Raw genomic sequence first — 19,527 nt, forward strand, 5'->3', positions numbered from 1 at the left:
CGATCCGAACTTCCGCCTTCGAGTTAAATACTCTCTATCTACGCAGAAACAAACGGCTATTACAGCATAAACAAATAAAACCGTGCAGAACGCAGAGAGATCCGAAGACCAGCCAGGCACATGTTACCCGAACAGCGCAAACGGACGATCGTCGAGCTCGTGTCGGACCGGGACGGCTGCTCCGTCGAGGAACTGGCCGCCGAACTCGACGTCTCGAAGGCGACGATCCGGCGGGACCTGGACGATCTCGAGGAGGAACGCCTCGTCGAGCGGTCCCACGGCGGCGCCGTCCCGGTGACGGCGGTCGGACGCGAGGAGACGTACGTCCAGAAGGAAGTCCAGAACCTCGAGGCGAAGGCCGCGATCGGCGAGCGCGCCGCGACCGAGATCCACGACGGCCAGGTCGTCTTCTTCGATTCGGGGACGACGACGATGCAGGTCGCGAAGCGATCGCCGGCCGACACGGCGTTCATTCCGGTGACGAACTCGCCGCTGCTGGCCCTCGAGCTCGGGAAGAACGCCGACGACGTCAAACTCACCGGCGGGACGCTTCGCCACCGGACGCGGGCGCTCGTCGGCCCGAGCGCGGAGGCGTTCATGGACCGGACGAACTTCGATCTGCTCTTTCTGGGGACCAACGGCGTCACCGGCGACGGGAGTCTGACGACGCCGAACGAGGACGAAGCCCGAATGAAGGAGCTGATGGTCGAGGGGGCCGAGCGGGTCGTCCTCGTCACGGACGAGACCAAGTTCGGCGAACAGAGCTTTATCCAGTTCGCGTCGCTCGACGACGTGGACGTGCTGGTGACCGACGCCGAGCCGACCGGCGAGGTCGCGGAGGCCTGTGCGGCGGCCGACGTGACCGTCGGCGTGGAGGTGCCGGATGATCGCTAGCGTGACGCTCAACCCCGCGGTCGACTACACGGTCGAACTCTCCGAACCGCTGACCGACGGGGCCGTCGCCCGCTCCGACGAGCACCGCTACGACGCGGGCGGGAAGGGGATCAACGTCTCGAAGTACCTGAGCGAACTCGGCATCGAGACCGTCGCGACCGGCGTCGCCGGCGGCTTCCTCGGTCGCTTCCTCCTCGAGCGACTCTCCGCGACGGCGATCGAGGCCGACTTCGTCGAGATCGACGGCGAGACGCGGCTCAACACCACGCTCCTCGGCCCCGACGGCGAGTACAAGATCAACCAGAACGGTCCCCGGATCGCCTCGCCGGCGATCGAGGAGATCGTCGACACGCTCCGGGAACACGACCCCGAGACGGTCGTGATCGCCGGCAGCCTGCCGCCGGGGACCGGTCCCGAGACGATCGACCGCGTGGCCGCGGCCGGCCCCTGGGAGACGGTCGTCGACGTCGGCGGAGCGACCCTCGCCGACCTCGAGGCCGAGTACGCGCTCTGCAAACCCAATCACGAGGAGCTCGCGGCGGCGACGGGATGGCGAGTGGACGACGTGCAATCGGCGATCGCGGCCGCTGAGGAGCTTCAGACGGCCGGGTTCGACCGCGTCGTCGCCTCGCTGGGCGCCGACGGCGCGATCATGGCGACGCCCGACCGGACGCTGCACGCGCCGGCGGCGGACGTCGAGGTGGTCGACACCGTGGGCGCGGGAGACGCCCTCCTGTCGGGCGTGCTCGCCGCTCGCGCCCGTCAGGAGTCGGACGCGGTCGCGCTCAGATCGGGCGTCGCCGTCGCCTCCCGCGTGGTCTCGGTGTCGGGGACGCGAGCGCCGCCGTTTACGGGATTCCGGGACGAACGCGAGTCGATCAGCGTCTCCGCGTACTGACTGCTACCCCGAATATCCGATCGTAACTATGTTTCGAATACGTTCGATCTAAAACAAACATATTCGAAACCACTTTTGCAGGCGCTGTCGAAGGACTTCGGCAGAGATAGCATGGAAAACGATGTAGAATCACGACTCCGCGCCCATCTCCTCTCGGTCAAGGAGGACCTGATGACGGGCGTGTCGTTCATGATCCCGTTCGTGACGATCGGCGGGATCTTCCTCGCGCTCGCGTTCATGGTCGCGGAATTACCGGGAACGGCCGGTAGTACCGAGACGGTGTTCGAGGAGACGGGCTCGCTCGCGTGGTACCTGGCCCAGATCGGCGACCTCGGGCTGACGATCATGATCCCCGTGCTGGGCGGTTACATCGCGTACGCGGTCGCGGACAAACCCGGACTCGCACCCGGCTTCATCCTCTCGTGGGTGATCCAGCAGGAAGCGGTCATCGAGGCCGCCGGGCTGGTCATCGGCTTCGAGGCCGACGGGGCGGTCGCCGGCTTCCTCGGGGCGATCGTCGCCGGCCTGCTCGCGGGCTACGTCGCCCGCTGGATGAAGGGCTGGTCGGTGCCGTCGGTCGTCGCACAGATGATGCCGATCCTCATCATCCCCGTCTTCACGACGCTACTGCTCGCCCCGGTCGTCATCCTCGGTCTCGGGGTCCCGATCGCCATCCTCGACGACGCGCTGACGTCCGCGCTCGAGGGCATGCAGGGGTCGAACGCCCTCCTGCTCGGGGCGATCCTCGGCGGGATGATGGCGGTCGACATGGGCGGCCCGATCAACAAGGTCGCCTACGTGTTCGGGACCGTCCTCGTCGCGGACCAGATCTTCGCGCCGATGGCCGCCGTGATGATCGGCGGGATGGTCCCACCGCTGGGCCTCGCGCTCTCGAACTTCATCGCGCCCGAGAAGTACTCCGCGGAGATGTACGAGAACGCGAAGGCGGCCGTTCCGCTCGGCCTCGCGTTCATCACGGAGGGGGCGATCCCCTACGCCGCCGCCGATCCGCTCCGGGTCATCCCGTCGGCCGTCCTCGGCAGCGCGACGGCCGGCGCGGCCGCGCTCTGGTTCGGCGTGACGATGCCGGCGCCCCACGGCGGTCTCTTCGTCGTGATCCTCTCGAACAGCGCGCTGCTGTTCCTCGCCTGCATCGCGCTCGGTACGATCGTCACGGCGACGGTCGCCACGCTGATCAAGCCCGACTACCACGAGCGCGTCGCCGGCGCCGAACCCGCGAAGTCCGCGACCGACGCGAGCCAGACGAACGCAGGACAGACGAACGACTGACTACCCGACGCGATCCCCACCGTTCAACACCATAGCGATCATACCATGACTGTGTCCGAACCCGCAATCGACGCCGTACTGACCCGCGAACTGATCACGCTCGAGGAACCGCCCGCAGAGAAGGCGGCCGCGATCGAGTTCCTGCTCGACCTCGCGGTCGACGCCGGCCGCGTCGACGACCGCGAGGCGGCCCTCGAGGCACTACTCGCCCGCGAGGAGGAGACGACGACCGGCGTCGGCATGGGAATCGGCATCCCGCACGCGAAGACCGACGCGGTCGCCGAGCCGACGATCGCCTTCGCCCGCTCCTCGGCCGGCATCGACTTCGACGCGATGGACGACCAGCCGGCGACGCTGCTGTTCATGCTGCTCGTCCCCGCCGAGGGCGGTGAGGACCACCTCGAACTCCTGAGTTCGCTCTCGCGGGCCCTGATGCACGACGACGTCCGCGAGCGCCTCCACGAGGCCGAGTCGAAGGCGGCGATCGAGGAGACGATCACGGAGGCGGTCGCGTGATGGAGCGCACCGTCACCGTGGTCCCCGAGGACGGGCTCCACGCGCGACCGGCCGCGAAGTTCGTCGAAACGGCGACCGAGTTCGACGCCGACGTGCGGGTCGCCCCGACCGACGGGGACGCGGTCGACGCGGCGAGCATGCTGGCCGTGACCAGCCTCGGCGTCGCCAGCGGCGAGGACGTCCGGCTGATCGCCGAGGGCGACGACGCCGAGGCGGCGCTCGACGACCTCGAGGAACTGCTCTCGACGCCCGAGACCGAGTCCGAAGCCGAACCGGAGACCTGAACCGATGGCCGCCAACGAGTCCGCACCGCGATCGCACGAGGGAACCGGCGTCACGCCGCTGTCCGGCGTCGGCAGCGCCGTCTGGTACGATCCGAACGCCGACCTCGAACTCGAGGCGCCGCCGGCGGCCGAGGCCGTCGATCCGGACGCCGAACGCGAGCGGTTCGCGGACGCCCGCGACCGCGCCCGAGCGGAACTCGAGCGCGAGCGCGAGCGGACCGCCGAGCGCGTCGGCGAGGAGGAGGCCGCGGTGTTCGACGCCCACAAGCAGTTCGTCGACGATCCGCAGATCACCGACGGCGTGGAGGCGGCCATCGACGACGGCCTGCCCGCCGAACACGCGGTCGAGGACGCCTTCGAGGACCCCATCGCGCAGTTCGAGGGGATGGACGGCCGGATGGCCGAGCGCGCCGACGATCTCCGCGACGTCCGGGACCGACTGCTGCGGCTGCTCACCGACGCGGATCGCGTCGACCTCGCCTCGCTGTCGACCGGCTCGATCCTGCTCGCCGAGCGGCTGACGCCCAGCGACACCGCCCAGCTCGATCCCGACCGCGTCGCCGGCTTCGCGACGGTCGAGGGCGGCCGGACCTCTCACGCCGCGATCTTCGCCCGTTCGCTGGGGATCCCCGCCGTCGTCGGCGTCGGCGACGACCTCGAGTCGATCGACGGCGGCGCCGACGTGCTGGTCGACGGGGAGGACGGCGCGGTGATCGCCGATCCGACGCCCGACCAGCGCGAACGCGCGGCCGGCGGCCGCGACGTCGACGTTCGCGAGGAGCCGGTCGAGACGGCCGACGGACGCTCCGTCGAGGTCGCCGCCAACGTCGGCACCCTCGCGGAACTCGAGGGCGCCGTCGCGCAGGGCGCGGACGGGATCGGCCTCTTCCGAACCGAGTTCCTCTTTCTCGACCGCGAGGCGCCGCCCGACGAGGACGAGCAGTTCGAGGTCTACCGCGAGGCGCTCGCGGCGTTTCCCGAGGGCCGAGTCGTCGTGCGGACGCTCGACGTCGGCGGCGACAAACCGATCCCCTACCTCGAGACCCCCGACGCGGAGAACCCGTTCCTCGGCCAGCGAGGGATCCGACGCTCGCTCGGCCCGGACGCCGACCTCTTCGAGACGCAGCTCCGTGCACTGTTGCGGGCGGCCGCCGCCGAGCCGGGGACCCTCTCGGTGATGTTCCCGATGGTGGCGACCGTGCCGGAGCTCGAGGCGGCCCTCGAGACGGTCGAGAGCGTCGCCGCCGACCTCGACTCGGCGGGCGTCGAGTACGAGACGCCGGAACTGGGCGTGATGATCGAGACGCCCAGCGCCGCCTTTACGGCCGAGGAACTGGCCGAGCGCGTCGACTTCCTCAGCATCGGCACGAACGACCTCACCCAGTACGTGATGGCCGCCGCCCGGGAGAACGAGCGCGTCGCCGACCTCCGCGATCCCTGCGAGCCGGCGGTCCTCCGCGCGATCGAGCGCACCGTCGCGGCCGCGGCGGCCGGCGACGCCTGGGTCGGCATGTGCGGCGAGATGGCCGGCGACCCCGACCTGACGCCGCTGCTGGTCGGGCTGGGGCTCGACGAACTCAGCATGAGCGCCGTGACGATCCCCGAAGTGAAGGCCGCGATCGCCGACCTCGAGACCGACGACGCCGAGTCGCTCGCGAACCGGGCGACGGACGCGGCCACGAGAACGACCGTTTCCGAGCACGTCAACACCACCACAGACCAATGAAATTCGTCGCAGTAACGTCCTGTCCGACGGGTATCGCACACAGCCAGATGGCGGCCGAAAACTTGGAACAGACCGCGACCGATCTCGGCCACGAGATCGACGTCGAGGTCCAGGGCGCCATGGGCCAGGAGAACGAGCTCTCGAGCGACGCGATCGCCGAGGCGGACGCGGTGATCATCGCCGCGGACACGTCGGTGAACCGGGACCGCTTCGAGGGCAAACCCCTCGTCAAGGCGCCGGTGAAAGACGCCGTCAACGACGTCGAGAGCCTCATCGAGCGAGCGATCGCGGAAGCCGACGGCGGGAGTGCGGCCTCGACCGCCGAATCGACCCAGCCGACGGCGTCGACCGACGCGAGCGATTCCGGCGCCGAGTCGACCGAGTCCGGGACCCCCCGTCGCGGCGGCGATCCCTCGAAGGGACTGTTCGCCAGACTCAAGCGACTCCTCTCCTGAGCGGGGCCGAGCTGTCGGTCAGTCGCCGTCGTTCGTTTCGACGATCCGCCGCGGGGACGGCTTCTGCAACACCGACACCTATCACACTCGCCGTGATATCCCGGCTCATGCCTCGAGACGACACCCTCACCGGTATCGAATCGCACGTCGCCGACACCGACCGCCTCGAGACCCACTACCTCGAGACGGCGACCCCGAACGGGGTCGCCGAGGCCGACGGAACCGTCGTCTTCATCCACGGGAACGTCTCCTCGTCGCGGTTCTTCGAGGACGTGATGACGGACCTACCGTCCGGATATCACGCCATCGCACCGGATCTGCGGGGGTACGGCGATTCGGAGGCGAAAGGGGTCGATGCGACTAACGGCCTCGGAGACTTCGAGGGGGACCTCCGCGCGCTGTTTTCGGAACTCGACCTCGCCGACCCCCTGACGCTGGTCGGCTGGTCGAACGGCGGCGGCGTCGCGATGCGATACGCGATCGATAACCCCGACGCGGTCGCGAACCTCGTCCTGGTCAACCCGCTCTCGCCGTACGGCTTCGGCGGGACGAGAGACGAGGAGGGAACGCCGTGTTTCGACGACTACGCCGGCTCCGGCGGCGGGCTGGGCAACGAGGAGTTCGTCGCCGGACTCGCCGAACGGGACCGCGGCGAGGAGGGACAGTCCTCGCCGCGGAAGGTCCTGCGGACGTTCTACGTCGATCCGAGCTACGTCTTCGACGAGGAGCGCGAGGAGTCGTATCTGACGGGGATGCTCGATACCGTCACCGGCGACGAGAACTACCCCGGCGACGCGACCGAGAGCGAGAACTGGCCCGGCGTCGCGCCCGGCGAGAACGGCGTGAACAACGCCATTTCGCCGAAGTACTGCTCACTCGAGGAGATCACCGACATCGATCCGGAGGAGAAACCGCCCGTCCTGTGGATCCGCGGCGACTCGGACCAGATCGTCTCCAACGAGTCCGTCTTCGACGTCGGGACGCTCGGCCGAATGGGGCAGATTCCCGACTGGCCCGGCGAGGACGTCTTCCCGCCCCAGCCGATGGTCGACCAGACCCGCGCCGTCCTCGAGGACTACGCCGATTCGGGCGGCGAGTTCGAGGAGGTCGTCTTCGGGAACACCGGGCACGCGCCCCACGTCGAAGTGCCCGGGGACTTCCGCGACGAACTCGAGGGCGTTCTGGAGGGGTAACGGCGGGGAGTCGAGCGGATCCGTCTAGGCTTCCGCCTCCGCTTCCACTCCGTCGGCTTCCGCTTCGTCCGCTTCCGCCTCGTCGCGTTCGCTGCGCATCGTCCGGAGCGTCGAGAGGCCGCGTTTTCGGGTGACCCCCTTCGAGAGGCGGACGCCGTCGAAGGTCCCCGCCCAGGATTCCTCGCTCACGCCGAGATGGTCCATGTAGTAGGCGAAGGCGCCGAGCCACGCCAGGACGGCCGAGAGGACGAGAAACGAGAGCACCGAGACGACCGTCGACGGGCCGACGGCGCCGGCGGTGATCCCGGCGGTAACGTAGACGAGCGCGGCGATCACCATGAGAACGGTGATCGTCGCGAACATGTCGTTGACGGCCGTCACTCGCGCGTTGTACTCGATCCAGCGGCCGTAGCTGCGGAGCAGGCGCTCCTCGAACGGCGCCGTCTCGGCTCGCGCCTCGGGGGCGACTCGAGCCGACGCGAGCCCGACCTCGACGGCGTCGGTGTCGATACCGCCCCGGAGGTTCGACGCGGTATAGGTCACCCCGGCGAGCCCCGTCGAGACCAGCAGGAGCACCCCGCCCGCGATCGTAAAGAGGTTCACGAAGGCCATGACGTGGATATCGGTCTGGAAGACGATCGAGCCGCCGGTGACGACGAGCCCGATCAACAGGAGGTTCGCCTTCAGGATCTCGATGGCCTTGGCGTCGATCTCCTGGAAGCGCTCGACCTGATAGTCGAAGGTCCGCTGGAGCTCCTCGCGGGCCACGGCGACCGTCTCCGCGTCCAGTTCCCCACCGTCGCGATTCGCATCGGTCGTCGGAACGCCGATCGCTCCCTCGGGCTCGTCCGATCCGTCCGTCCCCTCCCGACCGCTCATGGGACAGGGCATCCACCGGAACCCTAAATAGTCACGCGTTCCCGCTCGGTTCGTCTCGCACTCCCGCGATTCGTTCCGTCGGGCTCGAGAACGCAGTCAGACCGACGCGTTCTGACCGCGCTCGTCGACTCCAGCAGCGGCTAGGAAATTATGCTAAGTCGCGTATGTGTAGACAATACTAACGGATTACTATCATAAATGGGTGCCAGTATTCGATACCTCGAAGAACCTCTTGTGATTCCATTCACGCTCGAGCGCTCTGACCGATCCGTACCCGAATTGTGCGACGGAAAGCGGTTTGACGGCCGCAACGATGGCATAGCGGAACGGATAGATCTTCGGAACTCAGTCGCGATCGGTCGGTTCTGTTCGACTTGCTCGTCGTCGATTGAAACCGGAATAGAGGGGCTGGGGCGCCAGGTAAGGGCGTTCCGTCCGTTTTCGATTGCGGGGAGCTGAGAGTTTAGCCGCGACTGACGATCCCAGCGCTCGGCGAACCAGCGTCGAGTAATCTGAATAGATCGTATCGTATTCGAATGATAGTATAGGATCTATCATATCGTGCACTATTTGTCACTCAATCGGCCGATGCGTGATCGCGATGTGAACGCGAGCGACGCCACCGAAGACCGGAGAACGGACCGCGGTCGACCGTCGACCTCGCTGATTCCGGAATCAGTCGTTCGGCTGCGTCGCGGACGGCGCGTCCGGCGTCGCGCGCCGTCGCAACGCGACGAAAGCGAACAGGGCCATCAGCGCGAACCCGAGGACGCCGATCGCCAGCAGCGCCTGTCCGGTTCCCAGCCGCGAGATCAGCGGCTCGGCCGCGATCGGCGAGACGAACATACCGAGGAACTGCGTCGTCGTGACGCCGCTGAGGGCCCGTCCGCGGTACCGTTCGGTGACCCGCGCCGCCACCCAGTAGTTTATCGTCGGCGTGAGCAGTATGAGCCCGGCGCCCGCGATGACGATCCCGACGACGATGATCCAGTAACTCTCGGTCACGCTGGCGACGACGAACCCGATCCCGGCTGCGGCGAAGATACCGGCGATGATCCCGATGGGACTGAACCGCTCGCGGAGGCGATCGAAGTTCAGCGACACGAGGCCGGCGACGACCGAGACGATCGCGATCGCGATCCCGGTCATCGTGCCGCCGACCGACGTCACGGTCTGCAGGTAGAACGGGATCTCGACGTTGATCTGGTTGTATCCGATCATGCCGATGAACATTGTCAGGTAGACCCCGGTCAGGAACGCGAGCGGCAGTTCGGCGAGAATCTCCCGCAGTTCGGCGACCGACGGCAGCGAGGAATCGCTCGCGGTGTCGACCTCCGGTTCGTCGACGAAGCGGACGACGAGCGGAAGCATGAGGAGCGCGACGAGGTACGTGAGAAAGACGATCCGCCAGTTGAAGTCGGCCAGAACCCCGCCGGCGACCATGGCGACTGCGGCGCCGAACGGCATCATGGCTCCCTGCCAGCCCATCACGGTCTCCCGACGCTTGCCCGAGAAGTAGTCCGCGATGAGCGTCGTGACGCTGACCATGATCCCGGCGACGGCGATACCGAGGAAGACCCGGGTCCCGAGGATCAGGTACAGCGAATCGAGGAAGTAGGCCGAACTGGGCCCGATTCCGTAGATGATCATCGAGACGATCAGAACGCGCTTTCGCCCGTAGCGGTCGACGAGCACGCCGATGATCGGCGCGAAGATGGCGATGATCAGCCCGGTCAGCGTACTGACGAGCTGGGCGAGGACGCCGGCGTTAGACACCGACGAGAACGCCGCTTCGATCGCCGGTAACACCGGATTGACGATGCCACCGGAGAGCGCGGGCAACGTCGCCGCCAACAGGAGCGTCGCGATCGTCGCCCACGGCGTCGCATCTCGGTTCGTCATGACCGCATCACTCCGTCAGGTAGCGTCCAGCCGATCGATTGCGCGTCAGGTCGTTCCGAGTCGCTCCGACGGCGAACCGGTCGTCCGTTTGAACAGCTATTCGATCCGATAGCAATCGCTTCAGTAGTCGTATCTGACATTGTTGGATCCCCCGTGTGCCTGGTACTCTATCCCAGCGTGTAGAAAACAATTAACATTAACTATAGTAAAGCATTACGGTTGCGGAGAACCGATCCGTTAGCTGCGTGTCCCAGGCAGTGCCGTTCGATCCGTCCGTGCGCAGCCCCTCAGTCGTCGCGAACGAACGTGACCGGACACGGCGCCGAGAGCAAGACGTCCTGCGCGACGCTCCCGAAGACGACTTTGTCCGTCGGCGACCGGTGTCGGCCGCCGATAACGATCCGGCCGGCGTCGATTTCGGTCGCGAGCGTGACGATCGTGTCTCCGGGCTCACCGACGACACCGCGTACCTCGGCCGTGACGCCGGCGTTCTCGAGACGATCGACGGCGGCCCGGACGGTTCGGTGTCGGGCGACGACATCGTCGACGTCGCCCTCCGCGTCGCCGATTTCGGAGCGATTCAGGACGTCGTCGTACTCGTCGTCCGAGAGTACGTACGGTCGGTGTCGTCCGGCGATCGGGAACGCGCTCTCCGAGGTCGGCGTCGCTTCCTCCGGAATCGCGTGTGCGACCGTCACGGTCGCATCGGCCGGTTCGGCGATCTCGATTGCGGCGGCCGTCAACTGTTCGATGCGGGCCTCGTCGCGATCACTGACCGCGAGGAGTATCCGTTCCAGTGGCACGGACCGTCGTACTCAGTTCGACGGCAAAAGGGTACGCTTGGTCACAAACGATGCCGCAGAGAGGGATGTCGGATCAGTGCGGACGTCGCGTCGCGGAGAGCGACGCCGAACTGTGGCCGGGAGTCGGGACTCGAGACTACACGTCCACGTCGAACGTCGCCCGCACGTCCCGCGAGGAACGGCCGACGAGAACGGTGTTCGTTCCCTCCGCGACCGTCCAGCCGTCGCTCTCGTCGTAGTACGCGAAGTCGTCGCGCTCGACCGAGACGCGGACCGTCGTCTCCTCGTCGGCCTCGAGCGAGACCGTCTCGAAGCCGACGAGCTCGCGCTCGGGCGTCGGAACCGGTGCGGCCGATCTGTCGGCGTACACCTGAACGACCTCCGTGCCGGCTCGCTCGCTCGTATTGCGGAGGTCGACGGCGACCTCGAATCCGTCGGCGGTCTCGCTGAGAGTCGCGTCGTCGTACTCGACGGACGCGTACGACAGGCCGTGTCCGAACGGGAACAGCGGGTCGACGTCGTGCTCGTCGAAGTAGCGGTAGCCGACGAAGACGCCCTCGTCGTACCTGGCCACTCCGTCCACGCCGGGGAACGCTTCCGCCTCGGCCGTCGGGTAGTCCGCGGGCGAGCGACCGAACGTGACCGGGAGCCGACCGCCCGGATCGGCGTCGCCGTACAGGACGGCCGCCAGCGCCTCGCCGTCGGCCTGACCCGGATACCAGGTCTCGAGGACGGCGTCGACCGACTCGAGCCACGGCATCTCCACGGGACCGCTGGTTCGGAGGACGACGACGGTCCGGTCGGCGACGTCGGCGACGGCCGAGACGAGTTCGTTCTGGTCGCCGGGGAGTTCGATGTGCTCGCGGTCTTTGAACTCCGTGGCGTCGTCCTGGGCGACGATCACCGCGCAATCGGCGTCGTCGGCGGCCGCCACCGCGTCGTCGATGCTCGCGCTCGCGTCCGCGCCGTCGTCGCTCTGCCCGTCCCCGTCGTCGAAGAACGACGATTCGACGATCGGGGGCACGCCGCGTTCGAACGCGAGGTCGGCCGCTCGCTCGGCCAGCCCCTCGCGCGGACTGGTCTCGGTGATCGGCGTCACCTCCGAGGAGCCGCCGCCGCCCAGCTTGGCGGCGTCGGCGTTGGGACCGATCAGCGCGATCGAGTCGGACTCCTCGAGGGGCAACGCGCCGTCGTTGGTCAACATAACGGTCCCCTCGACCGCGATGTCGCGGGCCAGACGGCGATGTTCCGGCGTGTCGAGTTCGCCTTCGCGCGCGTCGTCGTCGAAGCGTCCGACCGACTCCATCAGCTTCAGGAGGCGCTCGATCTTCTCGTCGAGAACCGCCTCGTCGACCTCGCCGGCCTCGACTGCCTCTCGGAGCGGCTCGCCGAAGTAGGCCGGCACGTCCGGGAGGGGCGGCAGTTCTCCGCCCTCGTCGTCGGGCGCGTCTATCTCGTCCGCGGTCTCGCCCGGCAGATACGCCTCGAGTTCGACGCCCGGCATCTCGATGTCGAGGCCGGCCAGCGCCGCGTCGACGGTGCTCCGGGTGCCCCACCAGTCGGAGACGACCGCGCCGTCGAACTCCCACTCGTCTTTCAGCACGTCCGAGAGGAGTCGCTCGTGATCGCTCATGTGAACGCCGTTGACGCGATTGTACGCGGTCATCAGCGACGAGACGTCGGCCTCTTCGACCGCCGCCCGGAACGCCGGCAGGTAGATCTCGTGCAGCGCCCGCTCGCTCAGTTCGGCGCTCACCTCGTAGCGGTTCGTCTCCTGGTTGTTCGCGACGTAGTGTTTGACCATCGCCGCGACGCCCGCGGACTCGATTCCCTCGATGGTCCCGACGCCCATCCGGGCAGTGAGTCGCGGATCTTCGCTGTAGTATTCGAAGTTCCGGCCGCCCTGCGGCGTCCGAACGATGTTGACTCCCGGACCGAGCACGACGTCCTGATCGTGGGCGGCCGCTTCCCGACCGAGTGCGGTGCCGAACCGCCGGGCCAGGTCTGGGTTCCACGAGGACGCGAGTGCGATCGACGAGGGGAACGCGGTCGCCGCTTCGCCCATCGCTCGCACGCCGAGGGGGCCGTCGACCATCGTCAGCGGCGGGATGCCGACCCGGTCGTTGCCGGGCACGTAGCCGGTCGCCTTCCCGTCCGGATCGAGCGATCCGTGGACGAGTTCGATCTTCTCTTCGAGCGTGAGCTCGTCGACGAGTGACGTACGCTGAGACTCCATTCCTATCGCTCCTCCGTGTGGTGCATACAGTACGTACGGAATCGATTCATGATTTATAATACTACGTCCTCCGGGAAATATCTCCCGTTCGCTCCGGGACGCGATCGCGGACACCGAAGCGACACCGTTCACGCGTTGTTCCCCGTGGACGCAACCTATTTGGATCGTCACGATAACACTGTATTGATGGTACAACGAGCAGTACTCGAGTTCCGAGCGCGTTTCGGGCAGCGACGGGCCGACCGGAGAGGTGGGCGAGCGTGACTGACGACGATCCCGACCGATCGACCCCGGACGACGGTTCCGAGTCGACCGACGCGGAGTACGCGAAGTTCTGGGTGAACACGGAGGACGACGAGTACGAGCCCGTCGACGTCACCAACGTCAAAGAGGAGTGGGAGAACCTCACGATCTATCTGCCCGAGGAACTCCGCGACGAGATCGAACTGGCCTTTCGGGAGACCAGCTACGAGTGCATGCGCGCCGAGAACTACGATCTCCAGAAACTGCGCGACTTCTATCCGCTGTTGATGGTGCTCGGACTCGAGAGTCTCGAAGGTATTGAAGGTACTGACATCACCGATATCCTCGCCTACAGCGCCGCCGAATACGAGTTCGAGTGAACTCGAGCGGCTCCCGACGCGGCGTCGATCCCGGCCGTAGCGACACCGTCTCAGCTAGTCCCGCGATCCGCCACAGAGTCTTACGAGCGTATGTTTGTAAATTACAGTACGCTCGTCGTCGATGGGACACCGAGACGGATCTGTGAGTACTGAACGAAATACTCTCAATACCGCGGTGGTCAGCCCGATCTCGCGGCGGACCGTCGTCGAGGCTGTCCGATTATTATCTGATATACGCTTATATCGGGAAAGATATGATATCTAAACGTTATTTACTAGCTTAGATCCCAAAGCGGGGACAGATGGGAGTATACTCCGCAATAAGGAGATAATAGAAAGCACTCCCGTTTACTACCTGCGTATTTATATTTTCGATATAGAAGTGAAATAATAGTCTACTGGCGTCTGAACGATGATATATGCTCTTAGATCGGGTTTTAGTGGGCTCCATCAACTACAACTATTTGTATTCTGAGTATATCGATCTACTCTATCTTATCTTACTATTATTCACTGGGGTGGCACCGATGAAGCGCGGGTTCGCCACTTGCCCGTGGCTGGTGTCGGACCGACGACGTCGACGGGCCGGTATCGATCGCGATGAGTCAGCGGCGAGGGTGGTCCGCTCGGAACTGGCGAGACCGACCCTCCGCTTCGGGCTCATCGACGGACCGCGTCGGAGACTCTCGAGGACGCGCGACACTGCGTATCGTTCCACTGCGCCGGTAACGCGTGCCAACAACTGTTAATAGGCGACTCACGAACGTGCGCTCGAATGGTCGACGAGGGGACTCCGACGTACGAAGACAGCGACGCGTCCATCGACGAGCGAGTCACTGCGCTGCTCGAGCGGATGACGCTCGCGGAGAAGACGGGACAGTTGACCGGCGTCTTCTCTTCCGACGCGCGTGCCGACCCCTACGGGAGTCACACGCTCAAGGACCTCGAGTCGCTCGTGCGCGAGCGGGGAATCGGGTGGGTCACGCCGTTCGCGACCGGCTTCTCGAGGCACAACAGTCCGGCCGTCGTGCCGCGGATCGCGAACCGGTTGCAGCGGATCGCCCGCGAGGAGACCAGGCTCGGAATTCCGCTGCTCGTTCCGGTCGACGCGGTCCACGGGCACGCGAACGTGGCGGGGGCGACCGTCTTCCCGCACAACCTCGGCATGGCGGCGACGTGGAGCCCGGACCTGGTCCGGCGGGCCGCCCGCGTGACGGCGACCGAGATGCGCGCGACCGGCGCGACGGTCAACTACTCGCCCAACGCGGACGTCGCCAGGGAGCCGCGGTGGGGGCGCACCTACGAGACCTACGGCGAGGCTGCCCACCTCGTCGGCGACCTGGCGAGCGCGGAGATCGAGGGACTGCAGGGCGGCGACGGCGCCGGGCTCGCGGACCCGACGGCGGTCGCGGCGACCGCCAAGCACTTCCCGGCCTACAGCACTCCTCGGCGGGGCGAGGACGCGGCCCCGAACGACGTCTCGATGAGCACGCTCCGCCGCGTGTTCGTCCCGCCGTTCGAGCGCGCGATCGACGCCGGTGCGACCGCAGTGATGCCGTCGTACAGCTCCGTCGACGGCGAGCCGATCCACGGGTCGCGGCGCTTCCTGACGGGGCTGCTGCGCGAGGACCTCGGCTTCGACGGACTCGTCCTCTCGGACTGGCACGGCGTCGCCTTCCTCCACGGCCAACACGGGACCGCGCCGTCGCTGCGGGACGCGGTCGACCAGGCGACGCGGGCGGGGCTCGACGTGGCATCGATCGGCGGCCGGGAGTACGCGGACCTGCTGGTCGACCTGGTCGAGGACGGCGCGATCGACGAGGCGCGACTCGACGAGAGCGTCCGCCGAGTCCTCGAACTCAAGTTCCGGCTCGGGCTGTTCGACGACCCCTACGTGAACCCGAGCGAGGGCCGAACCGTGGTCGGGCGGGACGCCCACAGAGACCTGTCGCTGGCGTGTGCGCGCGAATCGATCGTCCTCCTGCAGAACGACGGTGAGACGTTGCCGTTCGGCGACGGCGTCGACGAACTGTTGGTGACGGGACCGAACGCCGACTCCCTCGACGCCCTCTGTGGCGGCTGGACCGTCGCCGGCCTCTCGGCCGACCACGGGACGACGGTCCGCGACGGTCTCGAGACGGTCACCGACGCGGCGACGACGGTCGAATTCGAGCGGGGCGCGTCGATCGGAGCGACCACTGATTCGGACCTCGACGCGGCAGCGGACGCCGCGTCGACCGCGGACGCGGCCGTCGTCGCGCTCGGCGAGAACTGGTACGTCCACGAGTTCGGGCCCGAATCCGTGACGGGGCCGACCGACGAGTTCCCGACGCGGAGCCGGCTCGAACTCCCGCGGGCGCAGACGCGACTGCTCGAGCGCGTCGCCGAGACGGGAACGCCGACCGCGCTGGTCGTCGTCGCCGGACGGCCCGTGGCGATTCCCGAGGAGTCACGGCTCGCCGACGCCGTAGTGATGGGGTTCTATCCGGGGTACGAAGGCGGCCGAGCGATCGCCGACGTCCTCGTCGGCGAGACGAACCCCGCCGGGAGACTGCCGATCTCGATGCCGAAATCGGTCGGCCACCTACCGACGGTTCACGACCACGCTCCGTCTCCGCGGCCGCTCGGCGAGGACGCCCACCCGCCCGCGTACGATCCGCTGTTCGCGTTCGGGCACGGACTGAGCTACACCGAGTTCGAGTACGAATCGATCTCCTGTGCGACCGATCGCCTCGACCCCGCGGACGATCTCGAGGTGTCGGTGACCGTCGCGAACCGCGGCGACCGCGCCGGCACGGAGGTCGTCCAGGTCTACCTCCGCGACGTCGTCAGCTCCCGGGTGACGCCGGTTCGAGAACTGGTCGGATTCGAACGACTCTCGATCGAACCCGGCGAGCGGCGGGACGCGACGGTGACGCTCACCCCGTCCGATCTGGGCGTCGTTCACTCGGACGGGACGACCGCCGTCGAACCGGGCCGATTCGAGGTGACGAGCGGGGGACGCTCGCTCGAGTTCACCGTCACGGACTGAGCCGAGCCGACCGCTCGCACCGACTCAGACGATCTCGAGCGCGTCTCGATCGGCGCCGGCGAGTTCGACCAGGGCGTCGGCCTCGAGCGGGTGACACTCGCCGGGAACGACGAGCAGGTGCAGCGGATCGCCGAACTCCCGCTCGGCGAGTTCCGACATGGTTCCGGCTGCGACGAGCGGGTCGGGGCTGCCCGCGCGGGCGACGACGACGCCGACGAGGTCCGGGTACTCCGCCGCGAGGAGTTCGGCGCCGACGTCGGCGGTCATGTACTCGTCCTCGTCGGTCAGTTCGTGTCCGACCTTGATATCGAGGTAAACGACCGTGTGGTGGCCGTCCTCCCGGTTCGCGTCGATGGTGTCCGTGACGCTGGCGGGGAGGCCGTCCGCGCCGTGGGCGTACGGGAACGGGAGGGTCGTCGCCTTCCCGAAGCGGTAGTTCTGGAGCCCGGTCAGGGAACTGGCGGCCGTCTGGGCCGTGACGCCGTGGACTACCCGCGTCTCGATCCCGCGGTCGTGGGCCCGCAGGCGCAGATCGACGTGGGTCGTCGAGATCATCGTATCGCCCGCGGTCAGAAAGACCACGTCCTCGCTCTCGGCGGCCTCGAGGATGTTGTCGGGGTGCTGTTCGACGCCCGCGCGGTCGCGGACCTCGATTTCGACGTCGTGGGCGGACTCGAGGTCGTCGACGGTCGCGCCGAGCAGCTTGCTGGTGTAGAACTCGGCGTAGGCGCGGTCGGCGTTCCGGAGGGCGTCCCGGCCCTCGACGGTGATCGACTGTTCGTCGTAGAGGCCGAGGCCGATGAAGGTGAGCATGGGCGCTCGTAGTATCAGCGTCCGGAATACGCTTTCGAGACGGCGATCGTCGATCGCGACGTCCGCTCAACGGAGCCGTCGGTACGCCCGCAGGAGCAGCGACGCGACCGTTCCGATGCCGGGGATCCGCGAGGAGAGGGCGGCCGCGACGAGGAGCACCAGGCCGCTCCCGCGGTGGCCCTTCGAGAACTCCCGTACCGCGTCTATCAGGGTCGTCACGACGCCGACCTTCTTCATCAGTCCCGATCGATCGCCTGTTGTCGACGACATGGTATCGGGCTGGACGACGCTCGCGACGGGGAAAATACGGCGGGTTGCGCCTGCCACGCAGCGGGCGGATGCGCTCCTACTGACTGGGCTTCAAAAGCCGATGTGGGACGTCGAGGCGGGACCATCGTCACCCTCGTTGTCGTCGATCCCGCCCTCGCCGACGAACGTGAACTCGTCGTCGGTGAGCACGACCCTGCCGTCGTCTCGCACCGAGATCTCGACCGACGGGAGCGTCGTGTCGGCGGCCTCGCCGTTGTCGCAGTAGCCCGAACAGGAATCGAACATCGAGCCGTGTTTCGGACAGATAATCTGGCCGTCGCGCATCGGGACGCCGCGACCCGTATCGAAGCGCTGGGCTTCGTGCGTACAGCGGTTGATCCACGCCTCGACGCCGCCGTCGGTCGCCGGCCGACCGCTCGTCGAGCCGTGCTCGCCGCTGTCCTCGCAGGGAACGAGAATCACTTCGTCCAGTTCGCCGTACCGGTCCCGCACCGTGAACAGCCACGATCCCTCCTCGCGGACCGTCTCCGCGGTCGTCAGCTCTCGCATACCGACCAGTACCGGCGGCGACCTGAAAACCTTCACTCCGACGGTCGCGGCTCGAGTCTCGATCGACGGCGTCCGGCGGCGCGGCGAAACGTCAGCGTTACGGCGACTCGTCGGCTTCGTCCGGGTATGGAAGTGCCGTGCGTCCGCGTGCCGCGCGAGGAGGGGGAAGCCACGCGTCAGCGACTCGCGGACGCGGACCTGATCGACGACGAGTACGAACTGACCGTCGACGACGGCAGTCTCTATCTCCCGGTCACCGATCCCGACGCGGTTCCCGAGGGGTTCGCGGTCGTCGCCCGACCGCTCGAGGAACGCGAGACGCAGACGACGCCCGCCGACCTGCTCGGCTTCGAGCCGTCCTACGAACGCCTGGGCCGCGCGGCGCTGCTCGACGAGGACGACGACGGGCGCGCACGCGAGATCGCCGACGCGATCGTCGCGTCGGATCTGCCCCTCGAGACGGTCCTGAACAAGCAGTCGAAGGTGAAAGGGGAGACGCGGATCCGCGACTGGGCCCTGCTGGCCGGCGAGAACACGGAGGTCGTCCACCGCGAGTACGGCTGCGAGTTCCTGCTGGACCTCGCGGAGGTGTACTTCTCGCCGCGACTCGCGACCGAGCGCAACCGAGTCGTCGAACAGGTGACCGCGGGCGAGCGCGCCTTCGACATGTTCGCCGGCGTCGGCCCGTTCGTGATCCCCGTCGCGAAACGCGGCGCGGACTGCGTCGGCGTCGACGTCAACGACGCGGCGATCGACTACCTGCGAGAGAACGCGCGCCGCAACGGCGTCGAAGACAGGGTGACGGCGATCCGTGATGACGTCCGCGAGGTAGCGCCCGAGTACGAGGGCTGGGCCGACCGTATCGTGATGAACCTCCCCCACAGCGCCGACGAGTTCCTCGAGGCCGCCGTCACCGTCGCGGGCGACGACTGCGTGCTCCACTACTACGACATCCAGCACGAGGACGACCCGTTCGGCCCGGGCGAGCGGGCGATCCGCGAGGCCGCCGAACCGGCGTACGACGTTTCAGTGGAGACGGAACGGGTCGTTCGCTCCTACGCGCCCCACGAACTGAACGTCTGTCTGGACGTTCGACTCGAGCGCTGACTCGAAGGTACGGGAGTCAGTCCCACGAGAAGATCGATTCGCAACCCTTATGGCTGGT

18 protein-coding genes are annotated in these 19,527 nt (G+C 67.2%); 11 read left to right on the forward strand and 7 right to left on the reverse strand.

Annotation, left to right across the window (positions count from 1 at the left end; genetic code table 11):
* Nucleotides 1-120: 120 nt before the first annotated feature.
* The 8 genes from glpR to WD430_RS12615 all read left to right on the forward strand — a co-directional run bounded on the left by glpR (nt 121) and on the right by WD430_RS12615 (nt 7,256).
* Nucleotides 121-894 (forward strand): HTH-type transcriptional regulator GlpR, encoded by a 774-nt coding sequence (gene glpR, locus WD430_RS12580; protein WP_339102788.1) that lies wholly within the window; start codon nt 121-123, stop codon nt 892-894.
* The gene (gene pfkB, locus WD430_RS12585) at nt 884-1,792 is read left to right on the forward strand and encodes a 1-phosphofructokinase (RefSeq protein ID WP_339102789.1); all 909 of its coding nucleotides are present in this window, start codon (nt 884-886) and stop codon (nt 1,790-1,792) included. The genes glpR and pfkB overlap by 11 nt, the downstream gene beginning before the upstream one ends.
* A 111-nt stretch (nt 1,793-1,903) precedes the next feature.
* Nucleotides 1,904-3,082, forward strand: a complete 1,179-nt coding sequence (locus WD430_RS12590) for a PTS fructose transporter subunit IIC (RefSeq protein WP_339102790.1) — start codon at nt 1,904-1,906, stop codon at nt 3,080-3,082.
* Nucleotides 3,083-3,127: 45 nt separating this feature from the next.
* The gene (locus WD430_RS12595) at nt 3,128-3,598 is read left to right on the forward strand and encodes a fructose PTS transporter subunit IIA (RefSeq protein WP_339102791.1); all 471 of its coding nucleotides are present in this window, start codon (nt 3,128-3,130) and stop codon (nt 3,596-3,598) included.
* Nucleotides 3,598-3,882, forward strand: coding sequence for a phosphocarrier protein HPr (ptsH1, locus tag WD430_RS12600; RefSeq protein WP_339102792.1), 285 nt, complete (start codon nt 3,598-3,600; stop codon nt 3,880-3,882). Before WD430_RS12595 ends, ptsH1 begins: the two co-directional genes overlap by 1 nt.
* Before the next feature lie 4 nt (nt 3,883-3,886).
* The gene (gene ptsP / locus WD430_RS12605) at nt 3,887-5,608 is read left to right on the forward strand and encodes a phosphoenolpyruvate--protein phosphotransferase (protein ID WP_339102793.1); all 1,722 of its coding nucleotides are present in this window, start codon (nt 3,887-3,889) and stop codon (nt 5,606-5,608) included.
* A complete protein-coding gene (locus WD430_RS12610; RefSeq protein ID WP_339102794.1) occupies nt 5,605-6,063 on the forward strand; it encodes a PTS fructose transporter subunit IIB in 459 nt (152 codons plus the stop codon). The genes ptsP and WD430_RS12610 overlap by 4 nt, the downstream gene beginning before the upstream one ends.
* A 107-nt stretch (nt 6,064-6,170) precedes the next feature.
* Nucleotides 6,171-7,256: an alpha/beta hydrolase gene (locus WD430_RS12615; RefSeq protein WP_339102795.1), complete on the forward strand. Its 1,086-nt coding sequence runs from the start codon at nt 6,171-6,173 to the stop codon at nt 7,254-7,256.
* A 24-nt stretch (nt 7,257-7,280) separates the two neighbouring features.
* On the opposite strand, the gene WD430_RS12620 is transcribed toward WD430_RS12615, so the two are convergent.
* The 4 genes from WD430_RS12620 to WD430_RS12635 form a co-directional block, all read right to left on the reverse strand.
* Nucleotides 7,281-8,135: a hypothetical protein gene (locus tag WD430_RS12620; protein ID WP_339102796.1), complete on the reverse strand. Its 855-nt coding sequence runs from the start codon at nt 8,133-8,135 to the stop codon at nt 7,281-7,283.
* 675 nt (nt 8,136-8,810) lie between these two features.
* Entirely contained in the window at nt 8,811-10,037 is a 1,227-nt protein-coding gene (locus WD430_RS12625; RefSeq protein ID WP_339102797.1) for an MFS transporter, read from the reverse strand.
* Nucleotides 10,038-10,324: 287 nt separating this feature from the next.
* Nucleotides 10,325-10,840: a universal stress protein gene (locus WD430_RS12630; protein WP_339102798.1), complete on the reverse strand. Its 516-nt coding sequence runs from the start codon at nt 10,838-10,840 to the stop codon at nt 10,325-10,327.
* A gap of 136 nt (nt 10,841-10,976) precedes the next feature.
* Nucleotides 10,977-13,076: a glycoside hydrolase family 3 C-terminal domain-containing protein gene (locus WD430_RS12635; RefSeq protein ID WP_339102799.1), complete on the reverse strand. Its 2,100-nt coding sequence runs from the start codon at nt 13,074-13,076 to the stop codon at nt 10,977-10,979.
* Nucleotides 13,077-13,336: 260 nt separating this feature from the next.
* Here WD430_RS12635 and WD430_RS12640 point away from each other — a divergent pair, with 260 nt between their 5' ends.
* Together WD430_RS12640 and WD430_RS12645 are read left to right on the forward strand one after the other, a co-directional pair.
* A complete protein-coding gene (locus tag WD430_RS12640) occupies nt 13,337-13,699 on the forward strand; it encodes a hypothetical protein (RefSeq protein ID WP_339102800.1) in 363 nt (120 codons plus the stop codon).
* Between the two features lie 775 nt (nt 13,700-14,474).
* Nucleotides 14,475-16,730 carry a glycoside hydrolase family 3 N-terminal domain-containing protein gene (locus WD430_RS12645; RefSeq protein WP_339102801.1) on the forward strand — a complete coding sequence of 752 codons (2,256 nt, stop codon included), beginning with the start codon at nt 14,475-14,477 and terminating at the stop codon, nt 16,728-16,730.
* A 24-nt stretch (nt 16,731-16,754) separates the two neighbouring features.
* Here the strand turns inward: WD430_RS12645 and dph5 are convergent, their stop codons facing one another.
* From dph5 to WD430_RS12660, 3 genes are all read right to left on the reverse strand, one after another.
* Complete coding sequence (gene dph5 / locus WD430_RS12650; protein ID WP_339102802.1) at nt 16,755-17,543, reverse strand: diphthine synthase; 789 nt, start codon at nt 17,541-17,543, stop codon at nt 16,755-16,757.
* Between the two features lie 66 nt (nt 17,544-17,609).
* Complete coding sequence (locus WD430_RS12655) at nt 17,610-17,813, reverse strand: hypothetical protein (RefSeq protein WP_339105846.1); 204 nt, start codon at nt 17,811-17,813, stop codon at nt 17,610-17,612.
* Between the two features lie 90 nt (nt 17,814-17,903).
* Nucleotides 17,904-18,362, reverse strand: a complete 459-nt coding sequence (locus WD430_RS12660; RefSeq protein ID WP_339102803.1) for a Rieske (2Fe-2S) protein — start codon at nt 18,360-18,362, stop codon at nt 17,904-17,906.
* A 126-nt stretch (nt 18,363-18,488) separates the two neighbouring features.
* On the opposite strand from WD430_RS12660, the gene WD430_RS12665 reads away from it, so the two are divergent.
* Nucleotides 18,489-19,469 (forward strand): class I SAM-dependent methyltransferase family protein, encoded by a 981-nt coding sequence (locus tag WD430_RS12665; protein WP_339102804.1) that lies wholly within the window; start codon nt 18,489-18,491, stop codon nt 19,467-19,469.
* Nucleotides 19,470-19,527: the final 58 nt, after the last annotated feature.

It is taken from the genome of Haloterrigena sp. KLK7, assembly GCF_037914945.1.
Classification (GTDB): domain Archaea; phylum Halobacteriota; class Halobacteria; order Halobacteriales; family Natrialbaceae; genus Haloterrigena; species Haloterrigena salinisoli.